The sequence below is a fragment of the Streptomyces sp. Ag109_G2-15 genome (assembly GCF_900215565.1).
GTDB classification, from domain to species: domain Bacteria; phylum Actinomycetota; class Actinomycetes; order Streptomycetales; family Streptomycetaceae; genus Streptomyces; species Streptomyces diastatochromogenes.
Map to the genome: position 1 here is coordinate 467,624 of NZ_OCNI01000002.1, position 14,075 is coordinate 481,698.

Consider the following 14,075-nt stretch of genomic DNA (forward strand, 5'->3'; position numbering starts at 1 on the left):
CGTCAGTGCGCGAAGACCGTGCTGGCCAGCGTCACATGGACCGCGGTGCCGCCGAGGATGCTCAACAGGGCGTTGCGGCGCCACAGATGGAGGGCGACGGTGACGGTCAGGGCCGCCAGGGGCGCCGCCACGCGGGCGTGGGTCAGCGGCAGGTCGCGCAGGCAGTAGACGACCAGGATCACCATGATCCCGGCGGGCATGCGCGTGCTCAGGTACCGGACCGTGCCGCTCGCCCGCAGCGGGGCGAGGGCGGCGAAGGGGAGGGCGCGCAGGGCCCAGGTCACCGCGGCGGATATCAGGACCGCGGCGACGAGGTAGGTCGTGTCAGGCATGGCTCGGCTTCCTGCGGGTGGTGAGGTGTCGGGCCAGGAGCCCGGCGGTGAACAGGGCGAAGGCGACCGGCAGCAGCTGACCGGGGAACAGCAGCCGGGCGGCGAGGGCGCTGACCAGGGCGAGCAGCGGGGTGGGCACATCGCCCCGCCGGTCGCGGACGGCGTCCAGCGCCAACACGGTGAACAGGGCGGTCAGCGCGAAGTCCAGCCCGGTGACGCTGTCCGGCACGAGGGAGCCGAGCAGGGCTCCGGCGGCGGCGCCCCCGGCCCAGTACAGGTGCATGAAGAGCTGCAGCCAGAGGATGCGCCGGCTCGACCAGGACCGGGCCTGCTGCCCGGCGGTCAGGGCGTACGCCTCGTCGCACAGCGCGAAGGTGCTGTACGTCTTCCCGAGCCGCCCCTCCACCCGGTCCAGCGGGAAGGACAGGGCGTAGAAGACGTGCCGTAGGTTCACCAGGAACGCGGACACGGCGACGGAGACCAGCGGCGCGGCCGCGGTGACCATGCCGATCAGCAGGAACTCGAACGACCCGCCGTAGATCAGCGCGCTGGACAGGCCCGCCCACCACCAGCCGACTCCGGAGTGGGTGACGAGCACCCCGAAGGCGATGCCGAGCGGGACGAAGCCGAGGCCCACGGAGGCGGAGTCCTCGAACGCGGCCCGCGCCTCGGAGCGGGTTCGGGGCGGTGGGGCCGGCGCGGGCGAGGCCAGGCCGTCGAGCACGGCGGGGGATGTTCGCATGAAGACATTTTAGGAAAAATGTCACGTCATATGATTGCCGATTGTTTCCGTACGCTGGCCGTATGCGCAATGAAGTGAAACTCGACGCCATCGATCGAGACATTCTGTTCCACCTGCGCCAGGACGGCCGGCTGACCAACGTCGAGCTGGCCCAGCGGGTGGGACTGACCCCGCCACCGTGCCTGCGCCGGGTCAAGCGGCTGGAGGAGGCGGGTGTGATCGCCGGGTACCGGGCCGTCGTGGACCCCCAGGCCCTGGGCCGCGGCCTCGAGGTCCTCATCGACGTCGAGGTCAGCGCCAACGACCGTACGACCTTCCTGGAGTTCGAGGACACGGTGGCGTCGTACGACGAGGTGATCGAGTTCCGGCGCATGTACGGCCGCCCCGACTACTTCGTCCGGGTCGCCGTCGCCGACCACGCCGCCTACGAGTCCTTCCTCACCGAGCGGCTCAGCGCACTGTCCTGCGTCCTGCGCATCGACTCCCACCTGACGATGAAGACGATCAAGTCGGGCCCTTGACACCATCTTCGGCATGTCCGGCCGGGCGGTTCCGCGGCTTTCGTCCGATCATGTCACCAGAGACTCATCGCACGGGAGGAACCCGTGAGGCAGTGGCGGCGCGGCCTCCACCGCGCGTGGGAGTGGCTCCGTCTGCGCGCCCTGCTCCGCAACGGCCGCGAACTGGAGCTGATGCACCGGGCCATGGGGTTCGCCACGCTCGCCCTCGTGACGCTGGCTCCGCTGCTGATCGTGGTCGCCGCGGCCGATCCGCTGGTGCGGGGAGGCTTCGCCTCCTGGCTCACCGACGGCATGGGCCTGTCGGGACAGTCCGCCCAGGCGCTCACCAGCATCATCAGTCCGCCGCGCAAGGTCATCGGCACCACCAGTGTGCTGAGCCTGATCCTGCTCGCGGTGTTCGGTATCTCCTTCGCTGGCAGCGTGCAGAACGGGTACGAGCGGATCTGGGGCCTCTCGGCCGGGCCCTGGCACCGGGTCTGGCGGCAGGCGACCTGGCTGGTGGTACTGACCGCCTACCTCTACCAGGAGGTGCAGACGCGGACGGCGCTGCACGGGATGCAGCGGATCTCGCTGTCCGTGATCAGCACGGTGCTGTTCTTCTGGTGGGGCCAGCGCTTCCTGCTGGGGGGCCAGGTCCACTGGCGCACCCTGCTGCCGGGCGCGATCGCCACGGTCCTCGGCCTGGTCGGCCTCAGGGCCTTCTCGTTCCTCGTCTTCACCCCGCTCATCGTCACCAACGCACTGAACTACGGTGCGGTCGGGACCGTGCTGATCGTCGAGTCGTGGCTGATCGGCGTCGGGTTCGTCGTGTACGGGGGTGCGCTGTTCGGCCGCTGGTTCGTCGAGCACCACTGGATGCCCACCCACGAGGAGTGAGCGGCGGGACTGGTCGGTGCGGTTGAGCCAGTAGCCGATGGGCTTCACGACAGGGCGGGTTCCTTCGGATTCGGGGTGAGCAGGGCGGGCCAGTCCTGGGCGGCGGCCCAGTCTGCGAAGGTGTGCCAGCCGACCTCGGGGTGGGCACGGCGCAGGCCGGTGACGTCGACGTCGAGGCCGGTGGAGGTGAAGTAGGAGAACATCGCCGCGAGGTCGTGCGAGTGGGTGCGGACGTAGGACAGGGGCACCTCGCGGTGCGTGACCGGACGGCCGGTGGCGGCGGACAGGGCTGCGGCGATCTGGGCGGCGGTGAGTTCGTCCGACGCGATGTCGATACGGCGGCCGGTGAAGTCGGACCGGCGCCGCAGGACCAGGGCCGCGAACGCGCCGATGTCTTCGGCGGGGATGAGCGTCAGGGCGCGGTCGGCCGGCATGGGCCAGGCGAAGGTGTTCTCGCGCAGGCCTTCCAGGGTCCAGCCGGAGGCGAAGTTGTCCATGAAGGCCGCGGGGGCGATGACCGTCCAGGGGACGCCCGTCGCCCGCAGGTGCCGCTCGATCTCGGCCTTGCTGTCGTAGTGCGGGATGCCCGTGCCGCGGTCGGCGTGCGCCGCCGACGTGAACACGATGTGGCCGACCCGGGCGGCCGCCGCCGCGTCCAGCAGGGTCCTGCCCTGGCGGACCTCGGTGGCGGTGTCCGTGCCGAACGGGGTCGTCACCGCGAAGAGGGAGTCGGCGCCGGCGAGGGCGGCGTCCAGGGAGGTGCGGTCGTCGAAGTCGGCGTACCGGACGTCCGCACCGAGCCCGCGCAGGGCCTCGGCCGCCGGTGCGGCGGGGGTGCGGGTGAGCGCACGGACCCGGTGTCCGGCGACCAGCAGGGCGCGGGCGGTGGCCCCGCCCTGGGCGCCGGTCGCACCGGTGACGGCGATGGTGAGCATGTGGGCTCCTTGAGGGGTGGATGGAGGCAGAAACATTCCGGACTTCTCTGCGTGACGCATTGGTTGCGTCACGAAGGAGAGTAGCCCACATCTTCGCTGCGTCGCGCAGGCATTCGGGTGTGAGGTGGATCACCCTCGGACCTGAGCGTGATCGAGGCGACGGTGTAGCGGGCTGCACCCCGAAGGTGGAGTCCGCTTCCCCGGTCGTTCGCGTCGGATCGCCTAGCGTTGCCGTATGGGTAGAGCGTTGCGGCAGGCCGGGCGTGCCACGGTTCACCTGGTCCTTGCCGCGGTCCTGGTCTTCGGTCTGTATCTCTTCATCACCGTGCTGCTCATCACGGCCGTCGCCACGCTCGCCGTGGTCGGGGCCTGGATGCTGCCCGAGACGGTGATGCTGATCCGTCGGATCGCCGGGGCCAAGCGGCACATGACCGCCGCCTGGACGGGACGGCGGATCCCGGAGGCGTACCAGACCCTCACCGGTCCGCTGCGTCAACGCCTGCGCACCGCGGTCCTTGATCCCGGTACCCGTATCGACCTGCGCTGGATGGTCGCCTCGTACGTCTACGGCGCACTGGTCTTCCTTGCGCTGCCGCTGTGGCCGCTGGGTCTGGTCGTCGACGGGGTGTGGTGCGGGCTGCTGCGCCGCGCTCCGGTCGTACTGCCTCTGATCACTCGGCTCGCCGACCTGGAGGCCGCCTGGTCGACGGCCCTGTTGCGGCCCTCGCCCCAGGCGCTGCTCGCCGCCCGCGTCGAGGAGCTGGCCGCGACCCGTGCCGACGCTATCTCGGCGCACGAGGCCGAACTGCGCCGCATCGAACGCGATCTGCACGACGGCGCCCAGGCCCGCCTGGTGGCGCTGTCCATGCGGATCGGGCTGGCACGGCGCGCGTACGACCGCGATCCGCAGATGGCGCGCAGGCTGCTGGCCGAGGCACAGGACCAGGCCGAGGAGGCGCTCACCGAGCTGCGCCAGGTGGTGCGCGGCATCCATCCGCCGATCCTCACCGACCGCGGCCTGGCCGGGGCCGTACGCGCCCTGGCGGCGAGCAGCGGGCTTGAGGTGACCGTGGAGGTCGCGGGTGGTCTGGAGGAGGGCCCGCGGCCCCCGGCCGCCGTCGAGGCCGCCGCGTACTTCGCGGTGGCCGAGGCGCTGACCAACGCCGCCAAGCACGGCGGTGGCCGACGGGCGACCGTACGGCTGGAACGCCTGCGCTCCGGGCTGCGTGCCGTCGTGCGGGACGACGGCACGGGCGGGGCGGACGAGAGCGAGGGCACGGGCCTGCTGGGCGTCCGCCGGCGGGTCGCCGCGCTGGACGGCAGCGTGCAGGTGTCCAGTCCGGTCGGGGGGCCGACCGTGATCGAGGTGCGGCTGCCGTGCGTGTGGTGATCGCCGCGGACGACGCCCTGCCGCTCCGGCCCGTTACCGCATGCAGTCGCCCGAGCCCGTGAGCTCGGGGAAGCGGGCGTTGCCCTCGAACACGGCGATGGACCAACGGGTGTACTTCCAGGCCTTGTTGCGGCTGTACTCGGAGACCAGCCTCCGGCACGCGGTGGTGGTGACGACGTCCTGGAAGTTGTCCCGTTGGGCGCGGCCGATCAGTGTGCCGTCGGGGTCGTGCATCCACACGTAGGCGGCCTTCTCGACGGGATCGAAGCCGAGGCTGATGTCGTTGTCCGCGGCCGCGGGATCCACCCCGTTCCCCTCGGCGACCCTGCCCTTCCAGGCCGCGGTGATGGCCTTGTCGGTGGCGTCGGCGACGCGGATCTCCGCCTGGTCGCTGCTCGGTATCTGCGCGGTCGCCATGCCGGACTCGTCGCCCTGCCACTGCCCGGCGGTCTGGTTGTAGCACCCGTCGGTGGCCTCGCCGAAGCCGAGGATGTTCGGCTCGGGATCGGTGTCGGAGTCCTTCCAGAAGACCGAGTAGCGGCCGTAGGGCCAGGCGGTGGGGTCGTCCGCGAGCCTGCGGGCCAGGGCGGTGCAGGCCGCCATCTCCCCGCTCCTGCGGAACACTTCCTGCTGTTCCTCGGGAAGCTGGGAGATCGGGCCGCCGGTCACCATCAGCGTCTGCGCACGCTCGTTGAACGTGACCGTGGGCTCCATGAAGGCCATGTCCTTGGTGGCGAGCATGGTCCTCACGTCGTCCCGGACCGCCTTCGCCACGTCCTGCTCGGCCGCGGTGCCCGCTACGGTGCTGGCTCTCCACTCGTCGTCGCCGGGCTGGGTCTCGTCCCCGGCACGGGTGAAGGCGGGGTCGGGCACTCCGGCGAGGGGGTCGGTCGGGACGGCCGCCCTCCGCGGATCGGCCGCCGGCTCCGGCGCCCGCGTCGTCCCGCCGGGCGCGGCGGATCCGGTGTGACGTGCGGTGCTGTCCTCGTGCGCGGCCGGGGATGCGGTGGCCGTGGACTCGTCGGACTTTCCGGCGTGGTCGCTGCCCCCGCGTGGGAAGGCGATGGCGGCGCCCGCGAGGCCGCCGGCCACGGCTGCTGCGACGAGGACGGTCGTGATGGTCCGCTTACGGGAGGACGATGGCGCCGGGGCGTGCCAGCGGGGATCGTCCAGGGTGGGCAGGTCCCACTGGGCCATGACCGGGTCGCCGGCACCGGTGGGTCCCAGGTGCACCTCGCCGCCGACGACCTGGGTGGTCTGTGCGGCGAGCAGCCGTGCGCACTGCTCCGCCGCCGTGACGGCGGGTATCCGGTCGGCGGGCTCCTTCGCGAGCGCCGTCGTCACGATCTCCCGCACCTCCTGCGGAACGCCGTCCAGATCGGGTTCCCCCGACATGACTCGGAACGCGACCGCGTCCGGCGCGCCGCCGCCGAAGGGGAGACGGCCGGTCGCGGCGTAGGCCACCAGCGCACCCCAGGCGAACAGGTCGCCCTCGGGTCCGGCCGTGCCGTCGCGGTAGTACTCGGGGCTGATCCAGCCGGGGGTGCCGGTCAGGACGCCGGTCCGGGTCACGCTGGTGCCGTCGGCGGCGTGGGCGATACCGAAGTCCAGCACGCGGGGCCCGGCGGGCGTGAGGATGACGTTCTGCGGCTTCACGTCCCGGTGGACCACGCCGGCCGCGTGGATGGCCGCCAGCGCCTGGGCCGTACCGGTCGCGAACGCGTACAGGGTGCCGCCGGTGAGCGGGCCGTGCTCGGCCAGGTGCCGGTTGAGGGTGGGGCCGGGCGCGTAGGCGGTCGCCAGCCAGGGTGCGTCGGCCTCGGGGTCGGCGGCGAGCAGGGGCACGAGGCAGGGGCCCTGTACCCGGGCGGAGAGGTGCACCTCGCGGCGGAACCTGGCCCGGAACTCCGGGTCCTGGGCCTGCGCGGGGTGGATCACCTTGACCGCGACCCTGAGTCCGTCGGCGGTGAGGCCGGCGTGGACCGTGCCCATGCCACCGGAGCCGAGACGGCCGATGATCCGGTACGGGCCGATGCGGGCGGGGTCCCCCGGGTGGGCAGGCTGAACCCGCCCGCCCGCGCCAGTAGTGCTCACGGAACTCCCCCCAGGAGCATGCCAACAGACCGTGCGGAAGATATGGAGAACGTGTATATCACGCAGATGGTTGAAGTCGGCACGCGTCTCGGGGGGCGGGAGGTCACAGGCTCACGGCGATGCTCGCCGCGTCTGACACACCATCAAGCTGCTTACGGGATCGCCCTCCCGCACGGACGGAAGGGCGACCCGTCCGGCTTCAGGCGGTGTGCAGGGCCGCGTGCAGGGTGCGGGCGGCCAGGGTGATGGCGGCCTCGGCGGCGTGGGTGCCGCGCAGGGCGTTGAGCATGACGAAGTCGTGGATGACGCCCTGGAAGCGCACCGCGGTGACGGGTACGCCGGCCTCGCGCAGCTTGTTGGCGTAGGCCTCGCCCTCGTCCCGCAGGACGTCCGCCTCGGCGGTGACGACCAGGGCCGGGGGCAGATCCTTGAGCTGCTCCGTGGTGGCGCGCAGCGGGGAGGCGGTGATCTGCGCGCGCTCGGCCTCGTCGGTCGTGTACTGGTCCCAGAACCACTGCATGCCGTCGCGGCGCAGGAAGTAGCCGGTGGCGAACTGGTGGTAGGAGCCGGTGTCGAAGTTCGCGTCCGTGACCGGGTAGAACAGCACCTGCTGGACCAACGGGAGGCCGCCGCGCTCCTTGGCCATCAGGGTGAGGGCGGCGGTCATGTTGCCGCCGACGGAGTCACCGGCCACGGCCAGCCGGGAGCCGTCCAGGCCCTTGGCCGCGCCCTGCTCCACGACCCAGCGGGCGACGGCGTAGTTCTGCTCGATGGCGACCGGGTAGCGGGCCTCGGGCGACAGGTCGTACTCGGGGAAGACGACGGCCGCGTCGGCGCCGACGGCGAGTTCGCGCACCAGGCGGTCGTGGGTGTGGGCGTTGCCGAAGACCCAGCCGGCGCCGTGGATGTAGACGATCACCGGGAGGGCGCCAGTGGCTCCGGCGGGCTTGACGATCCGGGCCCGGACGCTGCCCGTGGGGCCGCCCGAGACGGTGATCCACTCCTCGTCGACGGCCGGCTTCCCGATGTCGCCGGACTGCACCTCGTCGACCGCCTTACGGCCCTCCGCCGGGGCGAGGTCGAACAGGTACGGCGGATTGGCGGTCGCCCGCGCGAACTCGGCGGCGGCGGGCTCCAGGACCGGCTGGACCGGTGCTACGGCATCGGACATCGATTCTCCTCGGATTTCGTGGGCGCCGGATCGTCCGGCGGGATGTGCTGAGTGCTCCGGCACCGCCGAGCGCCACCGTAGAACCGCTGGGCGGAGGTCAGTTGCCCGTGAGCGAACGGTCGGTGTGCCGACAGTGCACGGATCCGCCGGGCGCCGCTGTCGGTGCGGTGCGATGCGATCCGAGGTACGGTCCGGTGCGCCAACGGCTGTCTACCGGTCCGCGGAGTCCCGCCACTCGCGCGGGGTCATCCCGTACGTGGTGCGGAAGACGCGGCTGAAGTGCGTGGCGCTGGCGAAGCCCCAGCGGCCCGCCACCGCGGCGATGGTCCGGGTCCCGCGGGACCGGTCCGCGAGTTCGCGCCGGCACTCCTCCAGCCGGCGCAGCAGGATCCGCCTGCCGACCGTGGTCCCTTGGTCCGCGAAGAGCTTGTGCAGGTAGCGCACGGAGATGTGGTGGGCTCGGGCGATCCGCTCGGGAGACAGCTCCACGTCGCCCAGGTTCAGGTCGATGAACCTGAGGATCCGGCACACCAGGGACGGCTGGTCGCCGACGGCCGCCCTCCCGTTTTCCCGCAGGTGCTCCGTGGCGAGGGTGGTGAGCAGGTTCGCGGCGTTCCAGGCGAGCATCTCGCCGACCGCGGGCCGCGACACCACGGCGGTGTCGGCGAGGCCGGACAGGAACGGCGAGAGGAGCGAGCCCATCCGGGAGTCGCGGCGCACGGGCACCCTGGTGATCCGGTGCAGGTCGCGGTCCGCGAGCCCCAGTTGTTCGCGCGAGAGCAGGAACGTCTTCGTACGGCATCGCTCGGGGAGGTGCAGCGAGGGCGGGCGGTACAGGTCGTAGAAGCAGATGTCGCCCGGGCCGAGCACGCCGTCCACGGAGGGTTCCTGCAGTAACAGCGGCCCGCCGCCCCGCACGCCCACGAACAGGTACTCACCGCTGTCGCGGGCGGTCCACCTGTGGGGCCCTGCGGCGAGGTCGGGTTGCCCGTACGGCGAGCGTTCGCGGGGCAGCACGGCGGGGGCCGGGTCCGTGATGAGGATGTCCAGTCCCATGGCCCGCCGCCACACGCGCCCCGGTCGCGGTGAGCCCGGGTGTCCGCCGCTCGCCTCGATGCCGGTCGTCGCCGTCATCCGCCGTCGCCTCCGCTCTGTCGTCACGTGAAGCGGCGATCCGGTCGGCCACTTCGCCGGGAGCGTAGGTCGGGGGATGTGCAAAAAGAGTGACAGGGAAGTGAGGGAGGCTACGCGGTGAGTTCGGTGGCGAAGGCGCGCAGCAGCTCGTGCAGGGCGTAGCGGCCGGGCGTGGCTTCGGTGACGAGGTGCGCCTCGGCCAGCTCGCCCAGGAGCGCCCGGGCCTCGCGCACCGGCAGGTCGGCGAGTGCCGCGGCGGCACCGGCCGTGACGAGGGGGCCCGTGTGCTGCGGAAGCAGCCGGAACAGCCGCGCGCTGCGCGCCGACAGGGTCCGGTAGGAGCAGTGGAACGCGGTGCGGACGTCGGCTGCCCCCTTGGCGGACGAGAGGGCGTCGAGGCTGCCGTGGGCGGCGCGGAGTTCGGCGGCGAGGGCGGCCAGCGGGAAGTCCCTGCGGCTGGTGGCGCGCGCGGCGACGACGGCGAGGGCCAGCGGCAGCCGCCCGCACCGCGCGACGATCTCCTCGACCGCCTCGGGTTCTGCGGTCATGCGCGCGAAGCCGATCCGCCGGGCCAGGGCGGCGCGGGCGTCCGCTGCGGACGGCAGGTCCAGGCGCAGCGGGCGTGCGCCGGCGGCGATCAGGCCGGGCAGTGCGTTGCGGCTTGTGACCACCGTCAGGCAACCGGGCGAGGCGGGCAGCAGGGGACGCAGCTGCTCGGTGCCGGCGGCGCCGTCGAGGAGGACGAGAAGGCGGCGGCCCGCCAGCAGGCCGCGGTAGAGGCCGGCGAGCGCGTCCACGCCCTCCGGCATCCGCCGCGCGGTCACTCCGAGGGCGGCGAGGAGCTGCCGTAGCGCCTCGGCGGGTTCCAGGGCGGACCGGCGTGGGTCGAAGCCGCCCAGCTCCACGTGGAGTTGGCCGTCCGGGAAACGGTCTGCGGCGCGGTGCGCCGAGTGGACCGCCAGGGCGGTCTTGCCGATGCCCGCCATTCCGCTGATCAGGACGGTCGCGGGCACCCCGTCGGTGGCCGCCGTGGCGTCGGCGAGGGCGTTCAGCGTCTCCAGCTCGGTGCCACGGCCCGTGAAGACGGCGAGGTCGGGCGGCAACTGGGCGGGCCGGACGAAGGGTTCCGGAGACCGCCGTCGCACCGGGGGCGCGTCCCGCCCGGCGGGCCGCACCTCTTGGCGCAGGACGCGGGCGTGGGCCGCGCCCAGTTCGGGACCGGGTGGGACGCCGAGCTGCGCGGCCAGGTCGCGCCGGACGTCCTCGTACGCGGTCAACGCCTCGGCCTGCAGTCCGCGGGCCGCCAGCGACAGGACCAGTCGGGCGTGCAGCGCCTCGTCCAGCGGTTCGAGTACGGCGGCTCTGCGCAGGGCGGGGAGCACCTGCTCCGACCTGCCGCACAGCAGCGCGGCGTCCGCCGCCATCTGCGCGGTGCGCACGAATTCCCGCTCCACGGCAGAGAAGTGGAGGTGCGCGCGCGTGGCCTCGGCTATCCCGGTCGCCACCGGACCGCGCCACAGGGCGAGGGCGTCGGCGAAGTGCCGTACCGCCTCCTCCGGCCGTCCGGTGGCGGCGGCCCGCATGCCCTGTCGGGTGAGGTCGCGGAAGCACAGCAGGTCGACCTCGTCGGTGTCCGCCTCCAGCAGATAGCCACCGGTACGGGTCAGCAGGCGCCGGCCGGGCGCGCGTGGCGGCAGTTCCGGTTCCAGCAGCCTGCGCAGCGCACCGACGTAGCGGCGCACCACGTTCCGGGCGCTGGCGGGCGGCTGCCCGGGCCAGAGCACGTCGACGATCTCGCTCATCCGCACGGACCGGCCCGTGTGCACCAGCAGCAGCCCGAGCAGGGCCCGTTGCTGGGGGAAGCCGAGATCCAGCTCGGTCTCCCCGCGCACCACCCGCAGGGATCCGAGCACTTCGAACCGCATCACTTCACCGAGTCCCGTCCGGCACGGCCACCGACCGCCGCCGCGTCGTGCGTGTGTCCGCCGCTCACACCGCGCCGACCCACTCGTCCCGTCCGTCGAGTCGGGCCCGGACCCTGTCGGCGTCGGGATGGCCGAGCGCGGTGAGGAGGGTGAGGGCCTGTTCCCAGGCGGCCCGGGCGCTGTCGCGGTCGCCGGTGGCCAGATGGGTCTCGCCGATGCGGGTGAGCGTGTCGGCCTCCGGGTACGGCACTCCGAGCGCGCGGTACAGGGTCAGCGCGTTGCGGTAGCCGAGCAGGGCGTGCGGGTGTCGGCCGAGGTGGTGGTAGGCGTAGGCGATGCTGTCCCAGGTCGCGGCCTGGCCGTAGCGGTCGCCCAGGTCCTGGAGCAGGGTCAGGGCCTCGAAGCAGTGCGTGAGCGCCTGCCGGTGCTCGCCGAGCAGGACGTGGTACCAGCCGACGGAGTTGAGGACGCTGGCCTGCGCCGGCCGGTGCCCCGCCGTACGGAACAGGTCGAGGGCGAGCCGGTTGTGCCGCAGGGCCCCGGCCAGGTCGCCCTGCTGCTCGCTCGTCCAGCCCAGGCTGCGGTGGGTTCCCGCCCGGCCGACGAGGTCACCGAGACCGGTGAACAGCTCCAGGGCCCGGTCGAGGTGGGCGCGGGCCTCGTCGTGCAGGCCCAGTCTGCCCGCCGCCCGGCCGAGGCCCCGCCGGGCGCGGGCCTCCAGGGCGGGCTCGGCGAGCCGCAGCGCGGCGTCGAGCGCGGTGCGCTGGGCGGTCAGCCCGTCGTGCCAGTGGCCGCGCCGTTCGAAGTACGGTTCCAGGGACCAGGCCAGCAGACACGCGAGCCGGTCGCGACGGGAGGCCGCCGCCTCCTGGATGACGGCGGGCAGCGCCCCGTACTCGGCACCGAGCCAGGCCAGGGCCTGGCTGTCGTCGGCGAACGGTTCGGCGTGCGTGCCTTCCGGCAGGGGCGGGAGATCCCCACTGGGGTCGAGTACCGCACCGGCGGCATGGGCGCGGTGCAGGTAGTGCGCGAACAGCCTGTCGACCGCCTCCTGCCGCTCGTCCTCGCCGTGGTGGGTCTGGAGGAGTTCGGTGGCGTGCGCGCGGAGCAGGTCGTGGAAGGCGTGGCGGCCGGGGGCGGGTTCGTTGACGAGGTGGACGCCGCAGAGTTCGGCGAGCAGGGGACGCACCTGACGGAGCGGCAGTCCGGCGAGCGCGGCCGCGGCGGCCGGGGAGGCGTCCGGGCCGGGGTGCAGGGCGAGGAACCGGAAGAGCCGGGCGGCTTCGGCCGACACGGCATGTGCGGACCAGGAGAACACCGTGGCGACGTCAGCCGAGGTGTCGGGCCGGGTGAAGGCGTCGAGGCTGCCGTGGGCCTCGCGCAGTTCGGCGGCGACGGCCGCCAGCGGGAAGTGGGGGCGCAGGGCGGCCCGGGCGGCCACGCAGGCGAGGGCGAGGGGCAGTCCGGCGCACCGGGTGATGATCTCGTCCACCGCCCCGGGTTCGGCGGCGATCCGCCGCGCGCCCAGCCGGCCGGCGAGGAACGCCCGTGCCTGGCCGGGGTCGAACGGCCGCAGGGTCAGGGAGCGGGCTCCGTGGGCGGCCACCAGGCCGGTGAGTTCGTCCCGGCTGGTGACCACGGTGAGGCAGCCGGGCGCGCCGGGCAGCAGCGGCCGTACCTGCTCCGCGTCACGCGCGTTGTCGAGCAGGACGAGCACCCGCCGTCCGGACAGCACGCTGCGGTAGAGCGCGGCCTGGGCGTCCAGGCCCCGCGGGATGCGCTCCGGCGGCACCCCGAGCGCGTCGAGGAAGCCGCGCAGGGCCTCCCCCGGGTCGGTGATCGACCCGGACGGGGCGAAGCCGCGCAGGTCGGCGTAGAGCTGCCCGTCCGGATAGCGGTCGGCGACCCGGTGGGCCCAGTGGACGGCGAGCGCGGTCTTGCCCACGCCCGCCATGCCGCCGAGCGCGGAGATCAGCACCGTCTCGGCCTGCTCCGCGTCGTCGGCGAGCGAGCCGAGCACCTCCTCCAGCTCGGCGTGGCGACCGGTGAACGTCGGCAGGTCGTGGGGCAGTTGGGCGGGTACGGCGGTGCGCGGACCCAGGGATTCCCGGGGCGGTGTGTCGGCACCCGGACCGGTCGCCTCGTGCAGCGCGTCCCGTAGTTCGGGTCCGGGATCGATGCCCAGCTCGTCGGCGAGGCGGGCGCACGCGGCCCGGTAGGTGCTCAGCGCCTCGGCGCGGCGGCCGGTGGCCGCGAGGGCCAGGACCAGCCGGGCCAGCAGGGGCTCGTCCAGCGGGTGCTCGGCGACGGCGTCCCGGAGTTCCGGCAGCACCCGGCCCGGTACGCCGGCGCGCAGCGCCGCGTCGGCCGCCTCGCGCACGGCAGCGAGGCGCTCGCGCTGCGGGCCGCCGACCGCCAGGCGGTCGCGCACGTCCGGGGAGATCCCGGACGCCACCGGTCCGTTCCACAACGACAGCGCCTCGGCGAGCAGATCCACGGCCCGTGCGGGCGAGCCTTCGGCGGCGGCCCGCCGGGCTTCGTCCCGCAGCCCGCGGAAGCGTACGAGGTCCAGGGCGTCGCCGTCGGTGACCAGCCGGTAGCCACCCGCGCCGCGTACCAGCCGGCGGCCCGACGCCCGCGCGGGCAGCCCGGGCTCCAACAGGCGGCGCAGGGAGCCGACATGACGGCGGACGACGTTGACGGCGGTGCGCGGAGGGTGCGGTCCCCACAGCGCGTCGACGATCTCGGGTACGGGGACGGGCTGACCTGCCCTGAGCAACAGGAGGGCCAGCAGCGCCCGTTCCTGAGGCCCCCCGAGATCCAGCTCGCGCTCCCCGCGCCAGACCCGCACCGGCCCCAGCACCGCGAACCGCACGGCCGACTCGTCCGGCATGACGCCCCCTCCGGTCTGCCTCCCCGGCCTCGACTGTACGTCACCGGATCAGTGACCGAGAG

Annotated in this window: 11 protein-coding genes; 3 read left to right on the plus strand and 8 right to left on the minus strand. The window is 73.4% G+C overall.

What is annotated here, in order from left to right; all coding sequences use genetic code 11:
* Positions 1-2: 2 nt before the first annotated feature.
* Positions 3-332, minus strand: coding sequence for a branched-chain amino acid transporter permease (locus tag CRP49_RS38605; RefSeq protein WP_097258057.1), 330 nt, complete (start codon positions 330-332; stop codon positions 3-5).
* The gene (locus tag CRP49_RS38610) at positions 325-1,074 is read right to left on the minus strand and encodes an AzlC family ABC transporter permease (protein WP_097258058.1); all 750 of its coding nucleotides are present in this window, start codon (positions 1,072-1,074) and stop codon (positions 325-327) included. The genes CRP49_RS38605 and CRP49_RS38610 overlap by 8 nt, the downstream gene beginning before the upstream one ends.
* A gap of 62 nt (positions 1,075-1,136) precedes the next feature.
* On the opposite strand from CRP49_RS38610, the gene CRP49_RS38615 reads away from it, so the two are divergent.
* Entirely contained in the window at positions 1,137-1,595 is a 459-nt protein-coding gene (locus CRP49_RS38615; protein ID WP_097258059.1) for an Lrp/AsnC family transcriptional regulator, read from the plus strand.
* 84 nt (positions 1,596-1,679) lie between these two features.
* Positions 1,680-2,471, plus strand: coding sequence for a ribonuclease BN (locus tag CRP49_RS38620; RefSeq protein ID WP_097258060.1), 792 nt, complete (start codon positions 1,680-1,682; stop codon positions 2,469-2,471).
* A gap of 44 nt (positions 2,472-2,515) precedes the next feature.
* On the opposite strand, the gene CRP49_RS38625 is transcribed toward CRP49_RS38620, so the two are convergent.
* Positions 2,516-3,406 carry an NmrA/HSCARG family protein gene (locus tag CRP49_RS38625; RefSeq protein ID WP_097258061.1) on the minus strand — a complete coding sequence of 297 codons (891 nt, stop codon included), beginning with the start codon at positions 3,404-3,406 and terminating at the stop codon, positions 2,516-2,518.
* Positions 3,407-3,641: 235 nt separating this feature from the next.
* On the opposite strand from CRP49_RS38625, the gene CRP49_RS38630 reads away from it, so the two are divergent.
* Entirely contained in the window at positions 3,642-4,796 is a 1,155-nt protein-coding gene (locus tag CRP49_RS38630; RefSeq protein WP_097258062.1) for a histidine kinase, read from the plus strand.
* 33 nt (positions 4,797-4,829) lie between these two features.
* On the opposite strand, the gene CRP49_RS38635 is transcribed toward CRP49_RS38630, so the two are convergent.
* The 5 genes from CRP49_RS38635 to CRP49_RS38655 all read right to left on the minus strand — a co-directional run bounded on the left by CRP49_RS38635 (position 4,830) and on the right by CRP49_RS38655 (position 14,013).
* Positions 4,830-6,890, minus strand: coding sequence for a serine/threonine-protein kinase (locus CRP49_RS38635; protein WP_097258063.1), 2,061 nt, complete (start codon positions 6,888-6,890; stop codon positions 4,830-4,832).
* 199 nt (positions 6,891-7,089) lie between these two features.
* Complete coding sequence (locus CRP49_RS38640) at positions 7,090-8,061, minus strand: alpha/beta hydrolase (protein ID WP_097258064.1); 972 nt, start codon at positions 8,059-8,061, stop codon at positions 7,090-7,092.
* Between the two features lie 210 nt (positions 8,062-8,271).
* Positions 8,272-9,195, minus strand: coding sequence for a helix-turn-helix domain-containing protein (locus CRP49_RS38645; RefSeq protein WP_097258065.1), 924 nt, complete (start codon positions 9,193-9,195; stop codon positions 8,272-8,274).
* Between the two features lie 110 nt (positions 9,196-9,305).
* A complete protein-coding gene (locus CRP49_RS38650; protein ID WP_097258066.1) occupies positions 9,306-11,120 on the minus strand; it encodes an AfsR/SARP family transcriptional regulator in 1,815 nt (604 codons plus the stop codon).
* A 64-nt stretch (positions 11,121-11,184) separates the two neighbouring features.
* Positions 11,185-14,013, minus strand: a complete 2,829-nt coding sequence (locus CRP49_RS38655) for a BTAD domain-containing putative transcriptional regulator (protein WP_097258067.1) — start codon at positions 14,011-14,013, stop codon at positions 11,185-11,187.
* Positions 14,014-14,075: the final 62 nt, after the last annotated feature.

Excerpts from the sequence above, each read along its gene's own strand:
- CRP49_RS38615 (WP_097258059.1), top strand. The coding sequence starts at position 1,137 with ATGCGCAATGAAGTGAAACTCGACGCCATCGATCGAGACATTCTGTTC.
- CRP49_RS38610 (WP_097258058.1), bottom strand. The coding sequence starts at position 1,074 with ATGCGAACATCCCCCGCCGTGCTCGACGGCCTGGCCTCGCCCGCGCCG.
- CRP49_RS38650 (WP_097258066.1), bottom strand. The coding sequence starts at position 11,120 with ATGCGGTTCGAAGTGCTCGGATCCCTGCGGGTGGTGCGCGGGGAGACC.
- CRP49_RS38625 (WP_097258061.1), bottom strand. The coding sequence starts at position 3,406 with ATGCTCACCATCGCCGTCACCGGTGCGACCGGCGCCCAGGGCGGGGCC.
- CRP49_RS38605 (WP_097258057.1), bottom strand. The coding sequence starts at position 332 with ATGCCTGACACGACCTACCTCGTCGCCGCGGTCCTGATATCCGCCGCG.
- CRP49_RS38645 (WP_097258065.1), bottom strand. The coding sequence starts at position 9,195 with ATGACGGCGACGACCGGCATCGAGGCGAGCGGCGGACACCCGGGCTCA.
- CRP49_RS38630 (WP_097258062.1), top strand. The coding sequence starts at position 3,642 with ATGGGTAGAGCGTTGCGGCAGGCCGGGCGTGCCACGGTTCACCTGGTC.
- CRP49_RS38640 (WP_097258064.1), bottom strand. The coding sequence starts at position 8,061 with ATGTCCGATGCCGTAGCACCGGTCCAGCCGGTCCTGGAGCCCGCCGCC.
- CRP49_RS38655 (WP_097258067.1), bottom strand. The coding sequence starts at position 14,013 with ATGCCGGACGAGTCGGCCGTGCGGTTCGCGGTGCTGGGGCCGGTGCGG.